Annotated in this window: 21 protein-coding genes; 17 read left to right on the top strand and 4 right to left on the bottom strand. The window is 43.2% G+C overall.

Going from position 1 to position 24,311, the window contains the following annotated elements:
- Positions 1 to 116: 116 nt before the first annotated feature.
- Positions 117 to 2,657, bottom strand: coding sequence for an adenosylcobalamin-dependent ribonucleoside-diphosphate reductase (locus tag B4G81_RS12005; RefSeq protein WP_294082822.1), 2,541 nt, complete (start codon positions 2,655 to 2,657; stop codon positions 117 to 119).
- 375 nt (positions 2,658 to 3,032) lie between these two features.
- On the bottom strand, positions 3,033 to 4,214 hold the full coding sequence (locus tag B4G81_RS12000; RefSeq protein WP_294082820.1) for a serpin family protein: 1,182 nt from the start codon (positions 4,212 to 4,214) through the stop codon (positions 3,033 to 3,035).
- Positions 4,215 to 4,658: 444 nt separating this feature from the next.
- Between B4G81_RS12000 and speA the strand changes: the two genes are divergently transcribed.
- Positions 4,659 to 6,557, top strand: a complete 1,899-nt coding sequence (gene speA / locus B4G81_RS11995) for a biosynthetic arginine decarboxylase (protein WP_294082818.1) — start codon at positions 4,659 to 4,661, stop codon at positions 6,555 to 6,557.
- Between the two features lie 481 nt (positions 6,558 to 7,038).
- Here speA and B4G81_RS11990 read toward each other — a convergent pair whose 3' ends face one another.
- Both B4G81_RS11990 and B4G81_RS11985 read right to left on the bottom strand, forming a co-directional pair.
- Positions 7,039 to 7,473 (bottom strand): DUF3788 family protein, encoded by a 435-nt coding sequence (locus tag B4G81_RS11990; RefSeq protein WP_294082816.1) that lies wholly within the window; start codon positions 7,471 to 7,473, stop codon positions 7,039 to 7,041.
- Positions 7,474 to 7,682: 209 nt separating this feature from the next.
- A complete protein-coding gene (locus B4G81_RS11985; protein WP_294082814.1) occupies positions 7,683 to 9,827 on the bottom strand; it encodes a S9 family peptidase in 2,145 nt (714 codons plus the stop codon).
- Between the two features lie 229 nt (positions 9,828 to 10,056).
- Here B4G81_RS11985 and B4G81_RS11980 point away from each other — a divergent pair, with 229 nt between their 5' ends.
- The 16 genes from B4G81_RS11980 to B4G81_RS11910 all read left to right on the top strand — a co-directional run bounded on the left by B4G81_RS11980 (position 10,057) and on the right by B4G81_RS11910 (position 24,110).
- Entirely contained in the window at positions 10,057 to 10,416 is a 360-nt protein-coding gene (locus tag B4G81_RS11980) for a DUF488 domain-containing protein (protein ID WP_294082812.1), read from the top strand.
- 72 nt (positions 10,417 to 10,488) lie between these two features.
- The gene (locus tag B4G81_RS11975) at positions 10,489 to 10,689 is read left to right on the top strand and encodes a cation:dicarboxylate symporter family transporter (protein WP_294082810.1); all 201 of its coding nucleotides are present in this window, start codon (positions 10,489 to 10,491) and stop codon (positions 10,687 to 10,689) included.
- An 88-nt stretch (positions 10,690 to 10,777) separates the two neighbouring features.
- Positions 10,778 to 10,921 carry a cation:dicarboxylate symporter family transporter gene (locus tag B4G81_RS15250; protein WP_414703199.1) on the top strand — a complete coding sequence of 48 codons (144 nt, stop codon included), beginning with the start codon at positions 10,778 to 10,780 and terminating at the stop codon, positions 10,919 to 10,921.
- Positions 10,922 to 11,135: 214 nt separating this feature from the next.
- Positions 11,136 to 11,453 (top strand): type II toxin-antitoxin system RelE/ParE family toxin, encoded by a 318-nt coding sequence (locus B4G81_RS11970; RefSeq protein ID WP_294082809.1) that lies wholly within the window; start codon positions 11,136 to 11,138, stop codon positions 11,451 to 11,453.
- 7 nt (positions 11,454 to 11,460) lie between these two features.
- Positions 11,461 to 11,805, top strand: coding sequence for a HigA family addiction module antitoxin (locus B4G81_RS11965; protein WP_294082808.1), 345 nt, complete (start codon positions 11,461 to 11,463; stop codon positions 11,803 to 11,805).
- Between the two features lie 207 nt (positions 11,806 to 12,012).
- Positions 12,013 to 13,260, top strand: coding sequence for an efflux RND transporter periplasmic adaptor subunit (locus B4G81_RS11960; protein WP_294082807.1), 1,248 nt, complete (start codon positions 12,013 to 12,015; stop codon positions 13,258 to 13,260).
- 131 nt (positions 13,261 to 13,391) lie between these two features.
- Entirely contained in the window at positions 13,392 to 14,657 is a 1,266-nt protein-coding gene (locus B4G81_RS11955; protein WP_294082806.1) for an ABC transporter permease, read from the top strand.
- A gap of 4 nt (positions 14,658 to 14,661) precedes the next feature.
- Positions 14,662 to 15,909 (top strand): ABC transporter permease, encoded by a 1,248-nt coding sequence (locus B4G81_RS11950; RefSeq protein ID WP_294082805.1) that lies wholly within the window; start codon positions 14,662 to 14,664, stop codon positions 15,907 to 15,909.
- A 188-nt stretch (positions 15,910 to 16,097) separates the two neighbouring features.
- Positions 16,098 to 17,411, top strand: coding sequence for an ABC transporter permease (locus B4G81_RS11945; protein WP_294082804.1), 1,314 nt, complete (start codon positions 16,098 to 16,100; stop codon positions 17,409 to 17,411).
- A 7-nt stretch (positions 17,412 to 17,418) separates the two neighbouring features.
- Positions 17,419 to 18,711 (top strand): ABC transporter permease, encoded by a 1,293-nt coding sequence (locus B4G81_RS11940; protein ID WP_294082803.1) that lies wholly within the window; start codon positions 17,419 to 17,421, stop codon positions 18,709 to 18,711.
- Between the two features lie 158 nt (positions 18,712 to 18,869).
- Complete coding sequence (locus B4G81_RS11935; RefSeq protein WP_294082886.1) at positions 18,870 to 19,535, top strand: ABC transporter ATP-binding protein; 666 nt, start codon at positions 18,870 to 18,872, stop codon at positions 19,533 to 19,535.
- Between the two features lie 112 nt (positions 19,536 to 19,647).
- On the top strand, positions 19,648 to 20,934 hold the full coding sequence (locus B4G81_RS11930; protein WP_294082802.1) for an ABC transporter permease: 1,287 nt from the start codon (positions 19,648 to 19,650) through the stop codon (positions 20,932 to 20,934).
- 8 nt (positions 20,935 to 20,942) lie between these two features.
- Positions 20,943 to 22,199 (top strand): ABC transporter permease, encoded by a 1,257-nt coding sequence (locus tag B4G81_RS11925; protein ID WP_294082801.1) that lies wholly within the window; start codon positions 20,943 to 20,945, stop codon positions 22,197 to 22,199.
- A 198-nt stretch (positions 22,200 to 22,397) separates the two neighbouring features.
- Positions 22,398 to 22,775, top strand: coding sequence for a hypothetical protein (locus B4G81_RS11920; RefSeq protein ID WP_294082800.1), 378 nt, complete (start codon positions 22,398 to 22,400; stop codon positions 22,773 to 22,775).
- An 18-nt stretch (positions 22,776 to 22,793) separates the two neighbouring features.
- Positions 22,794 to 23,288, top strand: coding sequence for a hypothetical protein (locus B4G81_RS11915; protein ID WP_294082799.1), 495 nt, complete (start codon positions 22,794 to 22,796; stop codon positions 23,286 to 23,288).
- A gap of 129 nt (positions 23,289 to 23,417) precedes the next feature.
- Positions 23,418 to 24,110, top strand: a complete 693-nt coding sequence (locus B4G81_RS11910) for a DUF4304 domain-containing protein (protein WP_294082798.1) — start codon at positions 23,418 to 23,420, stop codon at positions 24,108 to 24,110.
- Positions 24,111 to 24,311 lie beyond the last annotated feature (201 nt).

Genomic DNA, 24,311 nt, shown 5'->3' with positions numbered 1-24,311 from the left:
GGATAGGAGTTAGTCCCCATAATGGGACGGCCATAAAGAAAACTGCCCCGTCATCCCGGTAGTTGAACCGGAAGGACGGGGCAGAAATTAAGTAATATTCTTTTACGGCACAGGTTCTAGCACTTGGAAGCACCGCAATTGCGGCATTTGAGGCATCCTTCCTGGTAGACCAATGTCTCCTGTCCGCAGACGGGACATTTTTGCCCCTTAGCCTCGGACTCATTAGGGAGGTATTTCTTCAGCGCGCGCTCCACACCGTTTTTCCATGTATTGATCGTTTCACTGTCGAGTTCCAGTCCCGATACCAATTTGATTACCTGATCGATTGGCATGCCGTAACGCAATACGCCGGAAATCAATTTCGCATAGTTCCAATACTCGGGATTAAACTTACCATCCAGACCTTCGATGGTCACCTTGTACCCCCGTCTGTTCTGAAACTGGAAATCGTAGTGTTTTCGGCCGTCACTGTCATATGCCTTGATAATCTTTCCCGACGTGACGTTCTTGGGCAACATGATACCATCGTCTTCGTCATTGATACCTGTGAAGATCTCATATGGCCGGCCATTATGCAATCCGATAAAAGCGATCCATTTCTCCTTATTATTCTGGAACTTGATCACGTCAGCTTCCAGCTCTACGGGACGCGAAGTGACAATGGGCGGTAATTCGTAGCAATCATTGTCTTTTTTCTTCTCATCTTTGTCACCATTGGAAATAAGTACACCGGCACGTGAGCCGTCACGATATACGGTACATCCTTTACAGCCGCTCTTCCATGCTTCCATATATAATTGACCCACCAGTTCCTCATCTACATCATTCGGCAAATTGATGGTAACACTGATGGAATGATCTACCCATTTCTGCACCCTCCCTTGCATCTTCACCTTTTGCAACCAGTCTACATCGTTGGATGTAGCTTTATAATAAGGCGACTTAGCCACCAGTTCTTCAATCTCTTCATTGGTGTAGCGCTTGGTGGTTGTATAGCCGTTGGCTTCCATCCAGTCAACGAACTTATGATGAAATACGGTATATTCTTCCCATGAATCGCCATTTTCATCCACAAAATCAATCTTCACCTCCTTGTCATTGGGATTCACCTTGCGGCGACGAGTATAGACAGGCAGGAATACAGGCTCTATTCCCGAAGTGGTTTGGGACATCAGACTGGTCGTTCCGGTGGGTGCAATAGTCAAGAGTGCTATATTCCGCCTTCCATATTTTGCCATATCCTCATAAAGCCGGGGATCAGCTTCTTTCAAGCGATTAATAAAGGGATTATTTTTTTCTCTTTCAAAATCGAATATCTCGAACGCCCCCCGTTCTTTTGCCATTTCCACCGAAGAAGCATAGGCATTAAGCGCTACGATACGGTGTACTTTTTCAGAAAAATCATTCCCCTCGTCGGTACCATAACGGATACCAAGTGCTGCCAGCATATCGCCTTCGGCAGTAATACCCACACCGGTACGACGCCCTTGCAGGGTTTTACGCTGAATCTTCTTCCAAAGATTACGCTCCGACGATTTCACCTCTTCGGATTCAGGGTCTGCTTCTATTTTTTCGAGGATCATATCTATTTTCTCTGCTTCCAGATCCACGATATCATCCATGATGCGTTGTGCCAACCGTACATGTTTGCCAAACAGTTCAAAATCGAAATAAGCATCTTCCTTAAACGGATTCACCACATAAGAATAGAGGTTGATAGCCAACAGACGGCAACTATCATAGGGACACAACGGGATTTCACCGCATGGATTTGTCGAAACGGTTTGGAAGCCTAGATCGGCATAACAATCGGGAATAGACTCACGGATAATGGTATCCCAGAATAACACGCCGGGTTCGGCCGACTGCCACGCGTTGTGCACAATTTTTTTCCATAATTTCTCCGCATTGATTGTTTTTTCATATTTGGGATTATCGGAGTCGATAGGAAACTTCTGCACATAAGGTTTTCCCTCTGATGCCGCTTCCATGAATCCGTCATCAATTTTCACAGAGATATTGGCGCCGGTCACTTTACCCTGTTCCAATTTGGCATTGATAAAATCTTCCGAATCGGGATGCTTGATCGACACGCTCAGCATCAGGGCTCCACGGCGACCATCCTGTGCCACTTCACGGGTGGAATTGGAATAGCGTTCCATAAAAGGTACCAAGCCGGTAGAAGTGAGCGCTGAGTTCTTCACAGGAGATCCTTTCGGCCGGATATGGGATAGGTCATGCCCTACACCACCCCGGCGTTTCATCAGCTGCACCTGTTCCTCATCGATACGGATGATAGCACCATAGGAATCCGCATCACCATCCATTCCTATCACAAAACAGTTGGATAACGATGCCACCTGGTATTGATTCCCGATACCGGTCATAGGACTTCCCTGAGGGATAATATAACGGAACCGGTCAAACAGATCGAAAAGTTCTTTTTCACTCAATGGATTGGTGTATTTTTTTTCGATCCGGGCAACTTCATTAGCCAATCGCCAATGCATATCTTCCGGGGTTTTCTCGTAAATCGCTCCCTGGCTGTCTTTAAGGGCATACTTGCTTACCCACACCTTGGCTGCCAGTTCATCGCCCTGGAAATAATTAAGGGAGGCTTTATAGGCTTCGTCAAAAGTGTATGTTTTCTTCTTCATCGGGAAAAAAAATTAATAAATGATTAAAACTGTCTTTTAATAATGACTCCTTCTTTCCAAATCTATAACAAAATTTATAAAGTAAGGTTTTTGGTTCTGCAATTTTATGGAAAGTTTCTAAGAATGCAAAATATTTATCTATTTTTTTATCAACAAAAATAAAAAGTTTTCCAAAAAAAATATCAACACACTAATAATCAAATGATTAATTTTCAGCAAAAGGGAAAAAGTTTTCCAATTAGCACAACTTCACTGAAACTCAAAGGGATAAATAGGAAAAAATAGAATTACGGAAAAGAGACAAAATATAAATAAAAAAATCACTCAATGCATAAAACACGTTGAGTGATAAAAAATGAGGATATGAATAAAAGCCTACTTATCAAAATTTTTGACTGCTCCCATAAAAAGAATGGCGCCGGTGGAATTCTCTTGGATCATATACAGGAAAGGATGATTGGCATTGAACACTACTTTTTGCGGGGTCACGGGCAAAGAAGTCATCATCATCCCAACAGAGGTGACGGCCGCCGCTTCGGTACCTGTCTCATCCGTACTGATATAAGTATCTTGTTTCACAAAATTGATTTTGGCTGACACATCACTCATCCTCGAAAAATCGGCAGCATCGGAAAAGGCAATTCCCATCCCCATCTTCGTAAGCACATCGTTCAATTTCTTACTGTATTCGGTTTTGAATTTAGGCAAGGATAGTTCGATTTCGGCTTCGCGCAAACTGGACTTCACCCCTTCCCAGTATCCTTCCCGACGGATCGCAGTTACTATCTCCTGTAACTTTTTCCCTTGCGCAGGTAGCAACACCATCATGCTGAAAGCCTGATTTCCATAAGGAAGTTGCACTAACTGCATGTTCTCATCTACAGTATAGTTGAATTTTGAGGTCTGTTTCATCATATCCACCTGTTTGCGAGTACCGTTTTCATAAGTAAACGGTTGTTGATCCGTATTTTTCTTATTGAATTCCGATGTCCAGATTCCCTTGAAGTAGATGGCATTGAACAGATACATCAGGTCTTCTGCCCTAGTGTTCTCTATCACTTTTTTTATCAGCTCATTGGTATTGTCAGAAGCCCAATTATTGATAATGTTTACTGTCTGCGGCAAGCCAAAATCGACCGGCTTTACCGTCGCGTCATAAAAAGACTGGTTAGCAGCTATAAAGTCGGGCTTGATGGGAATAAACTGATTAGTGAAAATCGCATTGGCGATTGACAATTTGGTGGAAGGATCCGTTTTCAAGAGTGCCTCCTTCATTTTTTTGTAGTAGCTGTTAAAATCGGCATCCGAAAAATCTTCCATTTTCAGCATTTTTTGCATGGCAGCCTTCGTCTCACCGACCGCACCGTTTCCGGTCATCGACAGCACCATGCTCAGGCTCAACGGTGATACCATAAAATTTTTATCTTTATCCAGTACCTCTTCCAGAAATATCTGTTCAAAAAACTCAAAAGCAAATGCCTGATCTGCACGTATCATCTCCTGCTCTGCCGAGCGTAATTCTATCCGAATGGGATCCGGTAAATTCCCTGCACGCATACCGGCGTCATTTTTATTACATGCCGCAGCCCCCAAAAGGCATATTATCATTAGCGGTAGAAATGGATTGAACTTTAATAACATCATATTTATATTTAGTATTTAGATAAAATTTATATCGAATAAAACTTAGGAAGCTGATTATCTCTTTGCTGTTTTTAAACAACATAGTTTGACAAACATTTCCAGCTTATATGTAGTATGATGTTTTTTGACTATAGATTGTTGCGAAAAATCTCTTAAAAAAACAAAACAGGAAAAATATTCAGGAGAACAAGCGAAAGAAAATAAATAAAATATGAGGGAAAGTAAATGTTTTCGCTATCATTTTGCAGGCCATAACTTCAAAAGACAAAATTAATGCGTATTTTTGCCGGATGATTGGTCAAATCTAGTGTGGATTGATCACCATTCATGTATCACCATTAAAAAGTATCTGCCGGAATGAGAAAATGGCGTATCGAAGATTCAGAAGAATTATATAATATCAACGGGTGGGGAAACGGTTATTTCTCCATCAACGAAAAAGGGCATGTACAGGTAACTCCACGCAAGGAAGCCGGTCAAAGCGTAGATTTGAGCGAACTGATGCGCGAACTGTACCTGCGTGACGTTTCAGCTCCTGTATTAATACGGTTTCCTGAGATATTGGATAACCGAATTGAGAAGATATCCCAAAGCTTCGCTATCGCCTCCAAAGAATATGAATACCAAGCTCAGAATTATATCATTTACCCTATCAAGGTAAACCAGATGCGGCAGGTGGTAGAAGAGATCGTTTCGAGTGGAAAGCGGTTTAATATCGGTCTTGAAGCGGGGTCCAAACCGGAATTGCATGCCGTGCTGGCCATCAATACCGACAATGACTCGCTCATCATCTGCAATGGATATAAAGATGAAAGCTATATAGAACTGGCCTTGCTGGCACAAAAGATGGGAAAGAAAGTATTTATCGTGGTAGAGAAACTGAATGAGCTTGACCTGACCATCAAGATATCCAAACGACTGAAAGTGAAACCCAACATAGGTATCCGGGTAAAACTGGCCAGTTCCGGCAGCGGCAAGTGGGAAGAATCGGGTGGCGATGCCAGCAAATTCGGACTTAATTCGAGTGAGTTACTCGAAGCCATGGAGATACTACAATCAAACAAGATGGAAGATTGCTTCCAGCTCATCCATTTTCATATAGGAAGCCAGATCACAAAAATACGCCGTATTAAAACGGCACTCCGTGAAGCAGCCCAATTTTATGTGCAGCTGCACTCTCTGGGATTCAAGATCAAATATGTGGATATAGGGGGTGGACTGGGTGTAGATTACGACGGCACCCGTTCGTCCTTCACTGAAAACAGCATCAACTATTCCATTCAGGAGTATGTGAATGACTCCGTATTTTCCTTTGTGGATGCGGCAAACAAAAATAACCTGCCCCACCCCGACATTATTACCGAATCGGGGCGCGCACTTACGGCACACCACTCCGTACTAATCTTCGAAATACTTGAAACGGCGACCTTACCCGCATGGCCCGAAGACCAGGAACTTGAAGAGGATGCGCATGAATTGGTGAAAGAACTTTATAATATCTGGGATACGCTCACGCAAGCCCGGATGTTGGAGGCATGGCACGACGCACAGCAGATAAGGGAAGAGTCGCTCGACCTTTTCAGTCTGGGCATGCTCGACCTGAAAACACGTGCGCAGATGGAACAGCTCTATTTCTCAATCATCAGGGAAATCAATATCACCATTAACCGTGCCAAACACGCGCCGGAGGAGTTAAGGCAACTCTCCACCCTGTTGCCCGACAAATATTTCTGCAACTTCTCGCTATTCCAGTCGCTCCCCGACTCTTGGGCAATCGACCAGGTATTCCCCATCATTCCTATCCATCGTTTGGATGAAAAACCCGACAGGACTGCCACCCTACAGGACATCACCTGCGACTCCGATGGGAAAATAGCCAACTTCGCTTCGCAGGACGGCTTCCGTTCCGTCTACCTCCCCGTCCACTCGCTCAAGAAGGACGAGTCCTATTATATCGGTGTATTTCTTGTGGGAGCCTACCAGGAGATCTTGGGCGACCTGCACAACCTGTTCGGTGACACCAACGTGGTGCATGTATCGACCAGTGAAAACGGGCACAAAATCGACCAGGTGATTGATGGCGAATCGGTGGCGGATGTGCTGGAATATGCGCAGTACAATCCAAAAAAATTAGTGCGTACCGTCGAGACTTGGGTGATGAGCTCGGTGAAGCAGGGAAAAATATCCGTGGAAGAAGGCAAGGAGTTCCTTTCCAACTACCGGTCGGGATTATATGGTTATACCTATTTGGAGTAAAGTAATATAACCACCATACTGTTCGCCTGCTGACGGCTAACGAGCTTGAGCTTCCCGCAGTGTTTTCCAAAACAATTAAAATTTCCTGAAAGCACCGCGTCAAGATCATGTGTATCTGTGGCCCTATTGCCTATTCTTTTATGAATGCAAATGTCGAATTTGTCTTTATGATCAAGTAAATCGTTGAATAAGAATGAGTAATACAAAGGGACATTCAACAAGCCGTCATTATATTCCAATCCTCCGGGTGAGAAACGGATGCTCAAATCCGGACTGTATTTTTCTCTGAAAACTATCAAACTTTTACCTTTGACATTTTCACCTGATTTTACTTCTATCGGATAGATTTTGTATACTACTTACGATTGATAATTCGACCGCAAAGATATATAAAACCACATTATTAGTACTAAAAATGTGATGTACTACTCATATTTTCCATTTTCATCCTATGTATTTACCCGGATTGTTGAAGTGCCCCCTACGTTATACTTTTCTTGTATTTCACAATTTCTCGAAAATCCTTTAATTGCTCTTTCTGATTCATGTCGAAAATCAGCGGAATTAATTTTCCGACTGGTTCCGTTTTATCGAAACTTTCCTTCATTTCTCCACTTATCGGCAAATCAAAAATCCCGGAACGGGTTTTCTCCGTAAAATAAAAGCTAGTCTTTACGAACTTTTCCCAAATTGAAAGCCAAAAAATTGTTTTCTTTTTGCAGGTCGCTTTAAAAAGCCAAGCTTTTCCGTCTTTATAAAACTTCCATTCGTGTTCCAAGCCGAATTCATTCGAAATATCTTTCAGTAAATCCCCGTAAACTTCAAAAACTTCTTTTCCGAGCGCTTTTTTCAAAACTTCGTCTGTCGGTTCAATTTCAGCTTCCCGCAACAGCATAATTTGATTTTCTGGTTCCATAAATTTGATTTTTAGACTGTGTGGCTTTTCTGGTTGTGTGGGAGAAATCTTGTACTGTTAAAGGCAGTTATTCTTTTTCGCTTCTATTGAAAATAAAATCGGCAATAAATGTTCCATCTTTGCTATTCTAAATTTGCCGTTCTCCTCTGTCATATTATTCTTCACATCCCCGTGGTCGTGATGATGTGGATCCATACACTTGGCTGTTTCTATTTGTCAATCCCGACACGGTTGAGGATAAAGGCGAACTCAAAGGCCGTATCCTTGATGCCGTCGTAGCGTCCAGTAGCACCACCATGGCCGGAATCCATATTCATGTGAAGCAGCACGATGTTATCATCCGTCTTCATGGCACGCAGTCTGGCCGCATATTTCGTAGGCTCATGGAAAAGCACTTGCGAGTCGTTGATCCCCCCGGTAATCAATATATTGGGATAATCCTGTGCTATAATATTGTCATAGGGAGAGTAAGAGAGGATATAGTTGTAATATTCTTCTTCATTGGGATTTCCCCACTCTTCATATTCGCCTGTGGTGAGTGGCAAAGTATCATCGAGCATAGTATTGACCACGTCGATAAAGGGCACTTGTGCCACGATTGTCCGGTAGAGGTCGGGACGCATATTCGTCACCGCCCCCATCAGCAAACCACCGGCACTTCCGCCCATGGCAGCCAATTTGTCGGGAGAGGTATAACCATCCTCTATCAGTTTCTCGCTGCAGGCGATGAAATCGGTAAAAGTATTCTTCTTTTTCAACAATTTTCCATCTTCGTACCACTGCTCACCGAGGTCACTTCCACCGCGAATCTGGGCAATGGCGTATACAAAACCGCGGTCGATCAAACTATACATGCTGGCGCTGAAATAGACGTCGGAACTCATTCCATAACTGCCATAGGAATACAGTAATGCCGGATTGCCGCCCTCTTTTTTCAATCCTTTTTTATAGACGATAGCCATCGGCACCTGTACCCCGTCGGAGGCGGTCGCCCATAGCCGTTCTACCGTGTAATCACCGGGATTGAAACCGGAGGGCACTTCCTGCTCCTTCAGTTTCCCGGTCTCTTTGGTGGCTATATTGTACTCATACAAGGTTGTAGGGCGGTTAAGCGAGGTGTATGAATAACGGAATGTGGCAGCATCATATTCGGGATTACCACCCAGTGATGCCGTGTAAACCGGTTCAGGGAAAGCGATGGTTTCTGTATCTCCCTCACCTGACACCGGTTTGATCCGGATTTCCGCCAAACCGTTTTTCCTTAACTCCAATAACACATAATCTTTCAGTATATCGATCCCCTCTATGCGGACATCCTTGTCGTGCGGCACAAACAGCTTCCAGGTAGCACGATCCTCGTAGCCTGTGAGCGGCACTTCATAGATCATGCCATTGAGATTCTCCTTGTCCTTATAACGGACAAAAAATTTATCCCTATGAGAATACACCTCATACTCCACATCCTGCACACGGGGGAGGAACACTTTGAACGGATCGGCAGGCCGGTCGGCAGAGATATATCTCTCTTCGGATGTGGTGGAACTTGCACTGGTGATGAAGATATGCTGTTTGGTCTTGCTGCCGGAGACATAGGTACCGAAACGGGCGTCCTTCTCTTCATATATCAGCTCACCCTCGGATGCGTCCAACGCTTGTCGGTATATTTTGGAAGAGCGCAATGTCTGGTCGATAAGGCTATAGAAAAGCGTCTTATTGTCATTGGCCCACGCCACCGAAACCACGCCGTCTTTCGAAAACCCCACATTTTCACCCGAGGCGAGGTCTTTGACTTTCATCGTGAATTCCGCATACGAGCCGGTCTCATTATAAAAATAGGCCGCCTTACTGTTATCCGGACTGATGGAATAGCCCCTGAAAATAAATGCAGGTTTGCCTTCCGCCATCGCGTTCACATCGAAAATTATTTCTTCGGGCGCCTCCATCGAGCCTTTACGGCGGCAGTAGGTACGGTATTGTTTCCCTTTTTCAGTACGGCTATAGTAATAATACCCATCCTTAAATGAAGGATAACTCTCGTCGTCCTCTTTCATGCGGCCTACGATCTCATCATAGATGGTCTGTTGAAGCCCTTTGGTTGACGCCATTACACTATCAGTATATACATTTTCGGCAGTCAGGTAATCAATTACCTTTGGGTTGTTCTTGTCTTTTAGCCAATAATAATTATCGACTCGCTGTTGCCCGAAGTTAATAAACGTATCGGGAAGTACATCCGCTATGGGAGGAGCGGGAAAATCGGATTGCTGCAAAATCTTCACTTCTTCTTTTTTAGGATTACAGGAGATGATCAGTAGTGCCACAGCACATATTATCACTGAATGCAAATATCTCATAATGGTAATTTTTTATGATTATACTCAATCATCGTTTGATGAGGCAAATTTACGAGATTTTATTGTGAAAACAACACAGATCAATTAAAATAGCAACTGTATGCATTGTGGTTGGAAATAAACACAATACCTGAGAAAGGAATCTGTTGAACTTTCGGTTTTTCCTTGTTGTTATAAATAGGTCCCTATTTATCCAACAGGTACGACAACACCTTATAACTGAAAGAATATGATCCGGATCAAGCGTATATATGAACAGTTAGGCGACGATGACGGTTATCGCATATTGATTGACCGACTCTGGCCGCGCGGCGTATCAAAAGAAAATGCCCATGTGGATCTCTGGCTGAAAGAGATCGCTCCATCGACCGAATTAAGAAAATGGTTCGGCCACGATCCCGAAAAATGGAAAGAGTTTGGCGAACGATACCGTAAAGAACTTTCCGAAGAAGAAGAAAAGGAAGACCTGCGCAGGATAAAAGACCTCGAAAAAGAACATGAAAACGTAACACTGCTTTATGCCGGAAAAGATGAAGTACATACCCATGCGCTGGTATTATTGGAAATGATAAATAAAAAATCATCATAAAGAGTGAAAAACTTCCCTTTCATCGGAAGATTGTAATAGGAATGGTGCTCAGCATATTGGTCAGTTGTTTTAATGGGGAAGCAGTTCATAGGCGATTGGATCGCTCCTTTCGGGACTATCTTCATCAGATTGTTGAAGCTGATCGATATCGCACTAATATTCAAATTATTAGTAAAGAGGATTTCCGACCTGAAAGATATATCGAGCTTCCGGAACATAGGAATCTGCACGATCATTCTATATGTAAGTACCACTATTGCGGCTATTACTTGATAATATTTTACGGCTTTCGGCAATAACAGCCTGATGCTGCAGGTGATATTTTTTCCATTATTTTCGGAATCAGCATGCTGCTGATAAACTGGCAATCGGTCTCGCACTGATCTTCGCTATAGACCGTCCACTCGACATGTGCCGCACAGTAATCAACGTTACAGGTGACGCCATGGTATCGGTGGTGGTAGCCAAATCACTGGGCAAACTACATGAAAAACCGGCAGAGTAACCAAATAGATGATTTTTACTAACTTCAGTATTCTCTTAAGAAACAAAATTAAAATCCAACTGTTTCACCCCATTTTTTGAACGGAGAAAACGTTTTGGGATGCTTTGCTGAAAAAAGAATTACTTTGAGTAAAATTGAATAATAATAAATGTTCTACTTTTTGCGAATATGAGAAATTTCTATTATCTTTGTTTCCAGTAAAGTAAAAAGGCGTATGATTGTAACCTTTGAAAAGAGATATTTACGAGATTTATATGAAACCGGACAAACGAAAGAAAAGAAATACCGGTTTCAACCTGAAATCGTGCGTAAGTACAAACGTTGTATCGATATACTTATAAACTCGAGTGATGTTGAGAATCTGTATACAATCAATGCTTTAAATTATGAAGTGCTGAAAGGTGACAAGAAAGGTATTTCTTCAATTAGAGTAAACAAACAATGTAGAATTGAATTTACCGTAACGATCAGTGGAATTGAACCTATTGTCACGATATGTAATATCTTAGAATTATCAAGCCATTATAAATGATTTTATTATGATTAAGATTGAAGGAATTGATTCACACATGATAGCAAACAACCTCACTCCTTATGAACCTACTCATCCGGGGGAAGTATTGAAAGAAGAGATAGAATTTCGTGGTATATCACAACGTAAACTCGCCACTCAAATGGGTGTTGCATATTCTGTGCTGAATGAAGTGTTGAACTGTAAACGCCCCGTTACAACTGAATATGCCTTACTGCTTGAAGCAGCTTTAGGTATTGAGGCAGAGATGCTCCTAAAAATGCAATCTCGTTATAATGTGCAAACTATCCGTCAAAACAAATCATGGAATGATCGACTTGCAGAAATACGAAAAGCAACAGCTGTACTTTAATACTTATTCTTGTTATACTTATTCCAATACTATCTTAAGCCCCTTTACATTAAAGACCAACATTAATACGACCTTCTATACGGGTGTTCGCTTCCGTACAGCACTGTCCGATATCGGACACTTCATATCATATCATACACCTAAAAATCAATCTATTACATTTATGGCACACGTTTTGTTTTTGATCCGGCAAAACAAACAACATTCATGGACAGAAAAATACCCAAAGATATTCTCCTCAAAGAGAAAAGAAAAAGATGGATCAAATATGGAACGGTCATTCTCTCCTCTATAGTGGTCATAGCTGTGATCATTTCTTTGTTGCGGGACAGTATACCTCTAAAAAACATCCAACTCTCCTCCGTCGATAAAGGGACAATTGAAGTCACCGTAAGCGCGTCGGGAAAGGTGATGCCGGCATTTGAAGAGACTGTCATCGCTCCCATCGAAAGCCGCATCATGAAAGTGCATAAAAGAGCCGGTGACTCCGTGGATGTAGGTACTCCCCTGCTACAACTCGACCTTCAAAGTATTGAGACTGACTACCGCAAGATGTTAGACGAACTACAGATGCGCCAGTACCGCATTGAACAGCAGCGCATTAAAAACAGCAGCACACTTAGTGACATGCAGATGCAGTTGAAAGTCAATGACATGCAGATAGATAAGATGGCGGTGGAGGTGGTCAATGAGAAATATCTGGACAGCATTGGGGCGGGTACCACCGATAAGGTGCGTGAAGTGGAGATCAAATACAACGTGGCAAAATTAGAACAGGAACAGGCACACAAGAAATTAGAGAACGACCGCAAGGTGGCTGATGCCGAACTGCGTGTGCAGGAACTGGAACTCGAGATTTTCCGCAAGACGCTGGCCGAAACGAAACGTATCCTCGAAGACGCACAGATCCGCTCGCCAAGGAAAGCAATCCTCACCTATATCAACAACCAGGTGGGTGCCCGCGTGGGACAAGGCACTGAAGTGGCCATCCTCTCGGACCTGTCTCAGTTCCGTATCGACGGAGAGATTGCCGACAGTTATGGGGACCGTATTTCTGTAGGAAGCAAGTCAGTCGTCAGGGTCGGGAGTGATGAGCTGACGGGCGTCGTCAGCAACGTGACACCACTGTCGAAAAACGGCGTAATCCAGTTCACCGTGCAATTAGATGATCCCGACAACGCCCGGTTACGCTCGGGATTACGTACCGATGTCTATGTGATGAATGCCGTCAAGGAGGATGTGCTGCACATCGACAACGGACCCTATTACAGTGGACCGGGTACCTATGAACTGTTTGTCCTGAATGGCGGTACACTTGAAAAACGCAAGGTGAGGTTGGGCGAAAGCAATTATCAATATGTAGAGGTGATCTCCGGCCTGGAACCGGGCGATCGTGCAGTAGTATCAGACATGAGCCGGTATCGGGATAAGAACAAGTTAAAGGTATCTGATTGAGACTAATATGCCAATATGCCAATGTGAATAATGAGACTAATAAAAAAGAAGTCTGAAGTGAAGAAGTTAAGAATTAACTTTTAATTTTTCACTTATAAAGTCTTGGTTCTTGATTCTAAAAGTCTAAAAAAATGTTCAAACATTATTACAAACAAGTCATACAACTGTGGAAGTCGAATCCGCTTTTCAGTGCGATCTCGGTGCTGGCCACGGCGTTGACCATTACTTTTGTGATGGTGTTGTATATGGTATATGCTTTCCGGACTACCGACATGGAACCGGAAATCAACCGGAGCCGCACCTTGTATTCCGATTTAGGATATTCTTACCTGACCAAAGACCGGTCACAGGCCAACAGTGGCATGTCCTATACTGCAGCTAAAAATATCTTTGACAATCTTGAGCATGCCGAAACGGTAAGTTATTTTATGGCCAAAGGTGAGGGGGCCGGATTTGTAGGTACAAGCCGGGCCAACTTCGAAAAGAAAATTGTAAGCCCCGTCGACAATAACTATTTCCGGATTTTCAATTATGATTTCATAGCGGGAACCCCTTTTACTCCCGAACAGGCGGATGCCGCCCGCAGGGAAGCCATTATCACCGACAAGGTGGCCATGCAGTTCTTCAACACGACGGACGTCATCGGTAAAAATATCATGATCCGGTTTACCGATTACAAAATCACAGGGGTGGTACGCTCTGTCAGTTCTCTTTTTAATAAAGCTTACAGCGATGTCTGGATTGTGGTCGACAAAACCGCGATGGACTGGGTACCTGACCGGTCGGAGGGATTGGTGGGCAATTGCCTTGTCGCGGTTGTGGCAAAAAAAGGTTCATCGCTGAAAGCGTTGGAAAAAGAAATTGACGAAAATATAACGGCATTCAATCACAATCTGCGGGAATTCACTTTCGAGCAAGCTGTACACACGCAGGCGCAAAGCAACTTCTTTCAAGAGAGCAATACCAATCCTGCGCGGATATTCATTATCCTTATGCTGATATTGCTGATCGTGCCGGCTATCAATATGTCGGGATTACTCTCCACGCAAATCAAGAAACGCAGCGCAGAAATAGGCATCCGCAAAGCCTACGGGGCGAGTAATATGCAGATAGGCGGCCAACTGCTGTTTGAGAACCTGTGGCTGACCCTCATCGGTGGAATCATCGGCCTGTTGCTTTCCATCACCGTCGTCATTCTATTCAAAAACGCGCTCTTGGGAGATATAATGACGGTCAATGTCATGGAGAATTTCCACTTGCCATTGAGTGCTTTTTTCAGACCGTTACTTTTTGTGTTCGCATTCCTGTTTTGTCTGATCATCAACTTATTGTCGGCAATTATTCCGGTATGGAATGCATCACGCACCACCATCATCGAAACCATAAAAGGAGAATAAGACCATGTGGAAATCAGCCATCAAACAACTCTGGAAGAACAGGAAGTCCAACCGCTGGATCTTTATCGAGATCGTTACCGTGGCGGTATTGCTATGGTACTGTGTGGATTTTCTCTATGTGGTTGTCCGCAAGAACACCGAACCATTGGGTATAAACCTCGAACATGTATATCGATTAAAGCTGGGCGTAGACCCGACACAGACAATCGACAGAAGCAATCCCGACAGCATTGAGGCTTTATGGATCAACCCGATATGGCAAATCGTGCAGTTGGTAAACGGATACCCCGGCGTGGAGACCACCGCTTACTACTATGCCAGCGAACCCTACGACGATAATCTCATGTTCCAGGGATACACGGCAGATGAGGAGAATGCGTATGGCGCCAATATCCGCTATGTCAGCGAAAATTATGACAAGGTCTTTAAAGTTAAGATGAAGGAAGGTGGATTCACCGATTGGGGTATCCAGACATCTCCCCAGGGGGCGGTTGTCTCGCCTGAATTGGCCGATTCTCTTTTCCATACACAATCGGCTACAGGTAAGACTTTCAGGGATTATTACGAACCCAGTCTCAAATTTCGAGTGGCAGGCGTTTCACAACCCACCAAATACAATATCTACGAACGGTACGGCCTTTTTATTTATACCCCCTTCAATATGCTCCGGCTCGCTTATACAATCCCGGTCATCGGGTTCAGGATAAGTCCCGAAGCCGACATTCCCGGATTTGAACAACGGTTTACGGAGGAGATGAAAAGCAAACTCAATATCGGTCCGTTTTATCTTTTCAGCCTCTCCTCCTACGATTACAAGGCCGAAGTATATGAAACCGCCACCGGCATCAACAAGTATGTCAACATCATCACGTGGATGATCCTCTTCTTCCTGTTCATCATTTTCCTCGGCATGCTGGGAACATTCTGGTTCCAGATGGAATCGCGACAGGGGGAAATAGGCCTGCGTATGGCGTTGGGATCGAGCAGGAAGGGTGTTTTAAATTATATAATGACTGAAAGCCTGGCTTTGTTCTCCGCCGCTTTCCTTCCCGCGCTCATCATCTGCGCCAGCCTCGCTTATTGGGATGTCACCTATACCTATAACAATGCGATGGACTATACATGGGGACGCTTTTGGATAACGATTATTGCAACGGCAATCATACTGGCGGGCACGATCTTAGTCGGTGTACTGATTCCTGCCCGTCGGGCGGCGAAGCTGCATCCGGTGGAAGCGTTGAGGGAAGAGTGACTAATGTGCCAATGTGATGATTCGATGATTTACAGATATGATGATGTGATGATTGAATAATGTGCCAATGTGAATAATGAAAAAAGAAGTCTGAAGTTGAGAAGTTAAGAAGTCTTGGTTCTTGATTCTTGGTTCTGATTTAATTTTTCACTCTTAGTTCTTAATTTTTAGTTCTTAATTTTTTAACAATGCTCAAACAATACTTCAAACAGGCGTGGCATCTGATTAAGCAAAATAAACTGTTCAGTGGCATTTATATTGCCGGAACGGCATTGGGAATTTCCATGGTGATGGTGATGGCAATCATCAATCATGTGAAAACGGCGAACATCTATCCTGAAACCAACCGCGACAGGACACTGTACGTGAAATCGATTATAGTAACACCAAAAGATACCGCCCTCCAATGGACGAACTCGGGAGGTTTTTCTTATAAAAGCAGCACCCTATTTTTCCTGTCACTGAAAACGCCCGAATTGGTATCATTGGCAATGGATCCTGTCTCGAAATTCGTCTCCCTGCCAAATGATAATTACCTCAATAAGGTTCAGGTACGCTATGTAGATAACCACTACTGGAATGTATTTCATTTTCATTTTTTATCAGGAAAATCCTTTACCGAAGCTGATTTCCGCTCCGGGATACCTGCGGCGGTGATATCCGAATCACTGGCTAAAAAATTGTACGGTACGATCGATATTGTAGGAAAATACATCGAATGCGGTTTTAAAGAGTTTCGGATAGCGGGTGTCGTGAAAGATGTATCGTATGTGCTTTCGGGCACCTATGCGCAGGTGTGGATACCTTATACTACAAATAAAAACTATAACAAAGAAGACAATGAACTCGATGGATTGATAGGATCAATGCGGAATATTTACCTGTTGGCGCATTCAGCCGATGACTTTGATATGATCCGCACAGAAGTCAACGAAAATATCCGGCGTTATAATGCGCAATCAACCGAGTGGAATATCAACCTGGCAGGACAACCCGATACGAAGAAAGTGGAAGTCAACCGTTTCTGGTCGAATGTCGGTCCCGACATGCATAAAATCACATTGCACAACGTATTGTTGGTATTGTTATTCCTATTGGTTCCGGCGATCAACCTCTCCGGATTGAACAGCACCCGTATGGAACAACGCATGAGTGAAATGGGCGTGAGGAAAGCCTTCGGCGCCTCGCGCAAGAAATTATTCAACCAGATATTTACCGAGAACCTGTTACTGACCTTTGGCGGGGGATTGACGGGATTGCTGCTTTCCTATCTGTTTATATCGGTATCGCGCAACTGGATACTCGATTTGGGAAAACAAATTGCAGATATTTTACCGGAAGGTGCAACAGTCGATTTTTCCCTGTCCATGCTCTTCAATCTCAAGATATTTGTGGCGGTATTGCTGGTTTGTTTCGTGATGAACCTCCTTTCGGCATTGATCCCCGTGTACCGTTCCTTACGGAAAAATATAACTGATTCGCTTCACATACGCTATACATGATTCAAAGATGATAAAACAACTTTTAAAACAGATTTGGGCACAACGCAAGCAAAACGGATGGATATTCGCTGAGTTGTTGGTTGTCTGCATGTTGATGTGGTACATTGTGGATTTCTGCTTCGTACTCCTCCATAATAAAAGCATTCCGACAGGCTCGGATATCAGCGATACCTATGTGGTTACTTATGGTGTGCTGCCGGAAGAAAACTCACGGTATGATGCCGCGGAGAGCGATTCCCTCCGGATGATGCAGAACCTGGAGCTATTCACGCGCAAAATCAGACAATATGGACAGGTAGAAACGGCCAGCCTGCTCAATACCGGCTGGGGAACACTCCCCAATTCCGGCGGTTTTTACGGAGGGGTAATACAATACGATACCATTAATACGTCTACTGAAAGAAAGTTTATCTCATCGGGTGATTATTTCCGCATTTTCCGGTATACATCCGCCATGGACAACTCATGGGAACGTCCTGCAGGTATCGACCTGTATCGGGACAATGCGGTCTTCATCACCCGTATGATCGAAAAAAAATTGTTCGGACAACAATCAGGCATAGGCAAAAAGATAACCATCGGCAGAGGCGATAATAGCAAGGAATATATGGTTGCAGATATACTGAACGACCAAAAGCGGTTTGATTACGACCTTCCGGCACCGGCCGTTTTCATCCCTGCCGAACCATTATCAGTCGGGAATATGAACAGCCACGCCGTGTGTATCCGGTTGAAAGCAGGAACACCCGAAAAACCGTTTATCTCCGGCTTCAAAAAAGATATGACTCCTTCATTGCGGATCGGGAATCTATATCTGGAGGATATCGAGTCCATGACAGCGAAGAAAGCCAATATAGAATACGAGTTCGGAAAGACCAATGAAATTCGCACCAATATGATTATCATGGCATTTTTCTTATTTTGTATTGCATTGGGCGTGATCGGCACATTCTGGTTCCGTATTGCCTCTCGGCGCAACGAAATAGGCGTGCGTATGGCAATGGGCAGTACCCGCGGGAATTTACAAAAACAGTTTATTCTGGAAGCGATATTATTACTGACCATAGCCATCATTCCTGCCATTTGTATCAGCACCTTTATCGTGCAGGCCGACCTGATAGAGACTCTTGGGAAACGGATCCCTGACGATATATACATAACCGGCCGAAAATGGCTTCGCTTTTTCTTTACATATATCATAACTTATATCTTTTTGGCGGTAATCGTCGGATTAAGCGCATGGATACCTGCTTACCGGGCATCAAAAATCCATCCGGTGGAGGCGTTGAGGGAGGAATGATTAATCCCGATAAATCGGGACAGGTAGTGCCAATCGAAGCGTAGTGAAGATTCCGGTCTGATGGGATGATTGAATAATTCCAATAAATCGGAATAGGTAGTGACAATGTAAAAAATAAAAATAATTACTCAAATAAATAAATGACAAAAATGGGAACAATGATTTTATTAGACAAGGTACACAAGATTTACCGCACTGAAGAGATTGAAACTGTGGCGTTAGAAAACGTGAATCTCGAAGTGAAGCAAGGCGAATTCCTCGCGGTAATGGGACCGTCGGGATGTGGCAAATCCACCCTGCTCAATGTGATGGGATTGTTAGATGCCCCCACCTCCGGGAAAGTGATTATCGACGGCAAAGAGACAGCCGAGATGAAAGATCGCGAACTGGCCAAGTTCCGTAACGAAAACCTCGGCTTCGTGTTCCAGAGCTTCCACCTGATCAACTCGCTCAATGTGCTCGACAATGTGGAACTACCCCTACTCTATCGCAAGACGGGGGCACGTGAACGCCGCCGCCTGGCGGAAGAAGTGCTTGCGCGAGTCGGGCTATCGCACCGGATGCGCCATTTTCCCACCCAGTTATCGGGAGGGCAGTGCCAGCGTGTGGCAATCGCCCGTGCCGTGATCGGTAACCCGTCCATTATCCTTGCCGATGAGCCGACCGGGAACCTCGACTCGAAAATGGGTGCCGAAGTGATGGAACTGCTCCACAAGCTCAACAAGGAAGACGGCCATACCATCGTAATGGTAACGCATGACGAAAGCAAGGCCAAAGAGACTTCCCGTATCATCCGCTTCCTCGACGGCCGGCAAATCTCATGAAATTGATGTGATGATTTACTGATCCCGATTATTAATTGACTACCTCTATTTGCAATTCATTGTCAATTAATAAAGTCATAGTTTTCATTTTTACTTTCTTAGTTAAAAAAGTATGCTACAACAATATTTCAAACAAGCATGGAGGCTGTTAAAAGAAAATCCCGTGCTGAGTGCCATTTCCATTATCGGCACGGCATTGGCGATCTGCATGATCATGGTGATGGTGATGTCGCATCAGGTGAAGAACGCGCCCTATCCGCCCGAGACCAACCGCGACCGGATGCTCTATGTGAAATGGATGTCGAGCAGGGAGAAAGGATCCCCGAATAGCGGATCAAGCAATGGCTCCATGTCGTATGCATTTGCAAAGGCATGTTTTAAAACCCTGAAAACGGCCGAAGCTGTAGCCATTGTGTCGCCTTTTACACCATCAGCGATAGCATCCATCCCGGGACAAATCTTCGCTGAGAGTTATGATAAAATGCTTACCGATGAAGATTTCTGGCGTGTATTCGATTTCTCATTTATCGATGGTAAACCCTACACTAAAGAGGATGTGGATGCCGGATTACGAAAAGTAGTGATCTCAGAAAAAACTGCCCTCAAAACATTCGGCACTACGGCCGTTTCCGGGCAGCGTATTTTAATCGACTACACTGAATTCATCGTAAACGGTGTAGTAAAAGATGTTTCCCCAGTGGCAACGGCAGCTTACTCTCAGATATGGGCGCCAATCACCACGACAGTTCTTCCTGACGGTGGTGAAGAAGGAATACAAGGCGTTTGCAGGGTCTATATACTGGCAAAAAGTAAAAAGGATTTTTCTGCGATAAAGGAAGAAGCTGAAGTACTCCGCAAAAGATACAATGACGCAACAACCACTTACGAGGCATTCTACCGCAAACAACCCGATACCCACTTTGTCTACATACACCGCAAATGGGCAAATATGGAACCCGATATGAAAGCGATTGTACAGCAGTCGGCCATTGTATTGGTATTGCTGTTAATCGTGCCGGCGATCAACTTATCGGGAATGATGAACTCCAGGATGAGGAAGCGCCTCTCCGAACTCGGCGTAAGGCGGGCCTTCGGCGCCACTCGAGGTAACCTGCTTTCGCAAGTGATGTGGGAAAGTCTGCTGCAAACGCTGTTGGGCGGTATGGTAGGGTTGATTCTTTCCTATATTGCCGCCTATGCCTTAAAAGGAATCATTTATGAAAATAGTGATATGGCATACCAATTGGGAGAAGTCACGCTGAACCCGGCGTCACTGCTCAGTCCCGCCATATTCCTGTATGCTTTCCTTTTCTGTTTGTTGCTCAATGTGCTATCGGCATTTATCCCCGCACGGAGCGTATCGCACAAGCCCATTGTAGATTCTATTCATTCTAAATAAATCATAGTATGTTGAAGCATATCCTCACGATCATCAAAAACGAACGCAAGCAAAATATCGGCTTATGGATAGAACTGCTGATTGTTTCCGTCTTCCTTTGGTACATAGTAGATAATGTGTATGTCACACTCCATAATTACTATAAGCCTCTGGGATTCGATACGGAGCATACCTATATCATGCATTTGGGCTTGTTGAATGAGAGCAGTCATGAATATGTAAAAGATATATCCACAGAAACAGCTGTCGGGTACTTACATACGGCGTTGGAGCGCATTGAGCGGAATCCCATGGTTGAAGCGGCCAGCATATCGCAAAACTCCAGTCCTCATATCGGGAGTAACAGGTCGATGACCATTTACCGGGATACATTGCAGACAAGATATGGTGTATTGAACCGAACGGTTACGCCGGATTTCTTCCGTGTATTCAGATACAAGTCGGTAAATGGCAGTAGCGACGAATTAGTACAAGCGTTGGAACGCAACGAGCTCGTTCTCTCTACTGATGTGGTAACAGAATTGTTTAAATCAGACGAATTACCCGTAGGTCAACAGATATCCTTCTCCAAAAGCGATTCTGCACAGTTATACAGGATAGGAGCCGTTTCCGATGTTGTCCGTTACGACAATTTCTCCAATTGGAATTCTTATTTTGCGCAACGCATGGATAACGATTTTCTTGAAAGATTTTCGGGTGAATGGGTCTCTTCTCTTGAATTTTGTGTTCGTGTAAATCCGGAAGAGGACCATAATTTTATCCGCCGTTTCCGGCAGGATATGACCCAACAATTACGCCTTGGCAACTACTATCTGGGAGAGATACAATCGATACCGGCCAATAAAAAAGCATTCCAGAAAGATGATATCAACGACCTGAAGATGCGTATGTTTATCGTACTCTTTTTGCTGGTTAATATCTTTCTGGGTATTACCGGAATATTCTGGTTCAGGACACAGCACCGCAAGAGTGAAATTGGTCTGCGTATTTCACTCGGAGACACACCCAAAGAGGTATTGAAAAAATATTATATAGAAGGTCTGCTATTGCTTACGGCAGCAATGATCCCCACGATGATCATCATCTTTATCCTTGGCAGGGAAGGGATATTCGAAACTTATCTGATGCCTTTCACGGTCGGAAGATATTTTATCGGTTTTCTCATTACCTATCTACTGTTAGCATTGATGATTATCTTCGGTATCCTGATTCCAGCCCGAAAAGCGGTAAAAGTGCCGCCGGCAGAAGCGTTGAGAGATGAGTAAACTAACGTACCAATATGCCAAGGTGTTGTAAACTCTCTCTGTCCATGCTTAACGAAAACCTGAGTTGATTTTTATTTTTCTCAAAGTTGTATAGTGGGTGAAAAAGTCTATCTTTGCAAGAAGAACGTTAATTAAGAATGTCCGGTCTTTCCAATGGAAAGAGATGAGGATAGGCGTAAACTGAATTATCTTTAAAATATGAGTTGGGACATAGTTTTATTTAATTCACGACAGAAAATCACCTCGGTTGACGAAGTGGACAACACACAGTTAGAAGCTACAGACTTTTGCGCTGCTTTCGAAAGTCATTTTTCGCAAATCATAAAAGATGGCGACCATAGAGAAATTAAAGGTGAAGACTTCACAATTGATTACTTCATAGAGGAGGATAAGGTAAGTAACAAAATAGTAAGCCTTTATGGTGAAAATGGACTATTTGAATTGGTAGAACTTGCAAAGAAATACAATTGGCAAATATTTGATACCGGCAATGGACAGATGATCGACTTGGAAAAACCTACAAACCACGGTTATGAAAATTTTCAAGGTTACCTTCGTCATGTGCTTAAGAAATAAGTGTCAAGCAGAGAAACAATGGACAAAGAAAAGACATTTAAAACAAAGACAGGCTTTTGCCATATTTTACCAGAAAAAATTGTTCTCACACGTGACGGAATTATTGGAAATGTTGCAAAGGCAACGGTTGGAAATAACATCTCAAGAATACTAATTATTTACGGTGGACTATCAATCGGACTTTTTTATTTCGCATTTGACAGTTATAAAAATGGACAAATTGCACAACCAGCCCTATTTGGTCTTTTGGGAATTTATTTAATTTATGGAATAGTCAATAGTATCAACAACTCTGCAACGCCAATTATAGATCGGGAAAAAATCAAAGAAGTTAAATTTAAAAAAGCAATTGCCGGTTTGACACGTTCAAGATTTGAAGTGCTGTTTGAAGACGAACAAGGCAAAATAAAAAAACGCCTAATTATGCTTCCAGGTTCATCAACAGACGGAAAAAGTGCAACGGCGAAAGCAATTAAAATAATGACTGACGAAAAATTAATAACGAACCGCTGACAGGTAACACAGGTGAGCTGGCTTGCCAACTTAAAGTTTTGTGTTTCTAATGAACTTTAACTTTGTACCTCCGAAAACCACCCAAACACAAAAGAACCGTTAGCGGCAAACATAAACAGACAGACTAAAATGACTCCTGACAACTTAAAGAGAGACTTTGACGAGATTTTTAAAGGAGTAATTATACCTTTCTTTAAAGATTTAGCGTTTAAGCGTAAGATACAACACTTTACCCGACAGACAAACGACATTACACAATGCTTTAATATTCAAAAAAGTCAATGGAACTCATACCATGACAGTTTGAGCTTTACATTTAATCTTGGCTTTTATAATGAAACTATCAGAACTCTTTCTTGGGGACAAGAAATACCGACTGACTTTCCAAAAACTACTGACTGTTTTATACAAGACAGACTTGGAACTTATTCCCATAAACGTGACCAATGGTATGAATTAAATAAACGTACTGATAGAAATAAAGTAGCGGAACAAGTAAAAAGTGACCTTGAAAAATATCTTAAACCATTGTTTGATGATTACCAATCACTTGATGACCTTAAAAGATTTCCAGAAAAAAATACAGGTTTTCTTCTTTCACCATTCGGACAAATTGTGTTTCTTATGCTAACGGGACAAACAGAAAAAGGCAAACGATTTATGAAGGAACAATATAAAATTGCCTTAACCCCCCGGACTATTATTGATACAGTAAATTTCCCTGGTGGGACAAAAAAAGAGAATACAAGAACTTATATAAATCAACACTACATTGACAGTATAGAAAGACTTGCAAAACATTATGGCATTGAACTAATTTGATTCATTACCTTGATCCTTTCAAAAAATCAATAATTTTCTAATTCATCTACATTATAATTACCCCCAAATCTTGGACAACAAGTATCATTAATAAATTGTATTCTTTTTGTTGTCATGAAGAAAAGGAAAACTTACAGATCCGGGTTTAAAACCAAGGTTGTATTAGAGGTACTATAAGGTATCCCGCTTGTTAAGTGCGTA

Source organism: Proteiniphilum sp. UBA5384, assembly GCF_002410825.1.
Taxonomy (GTDB): Bacteria; Bacteroidota; Bacteroidia; order Bacteroidales; family Dysgonomonadaceae; genus Proteiniphilum.
The sequence above is the reverse complement of the archived record's forward strand: the minus strand, read 5'-3'. Positions and strand labels throughout refer to the sequence as shown.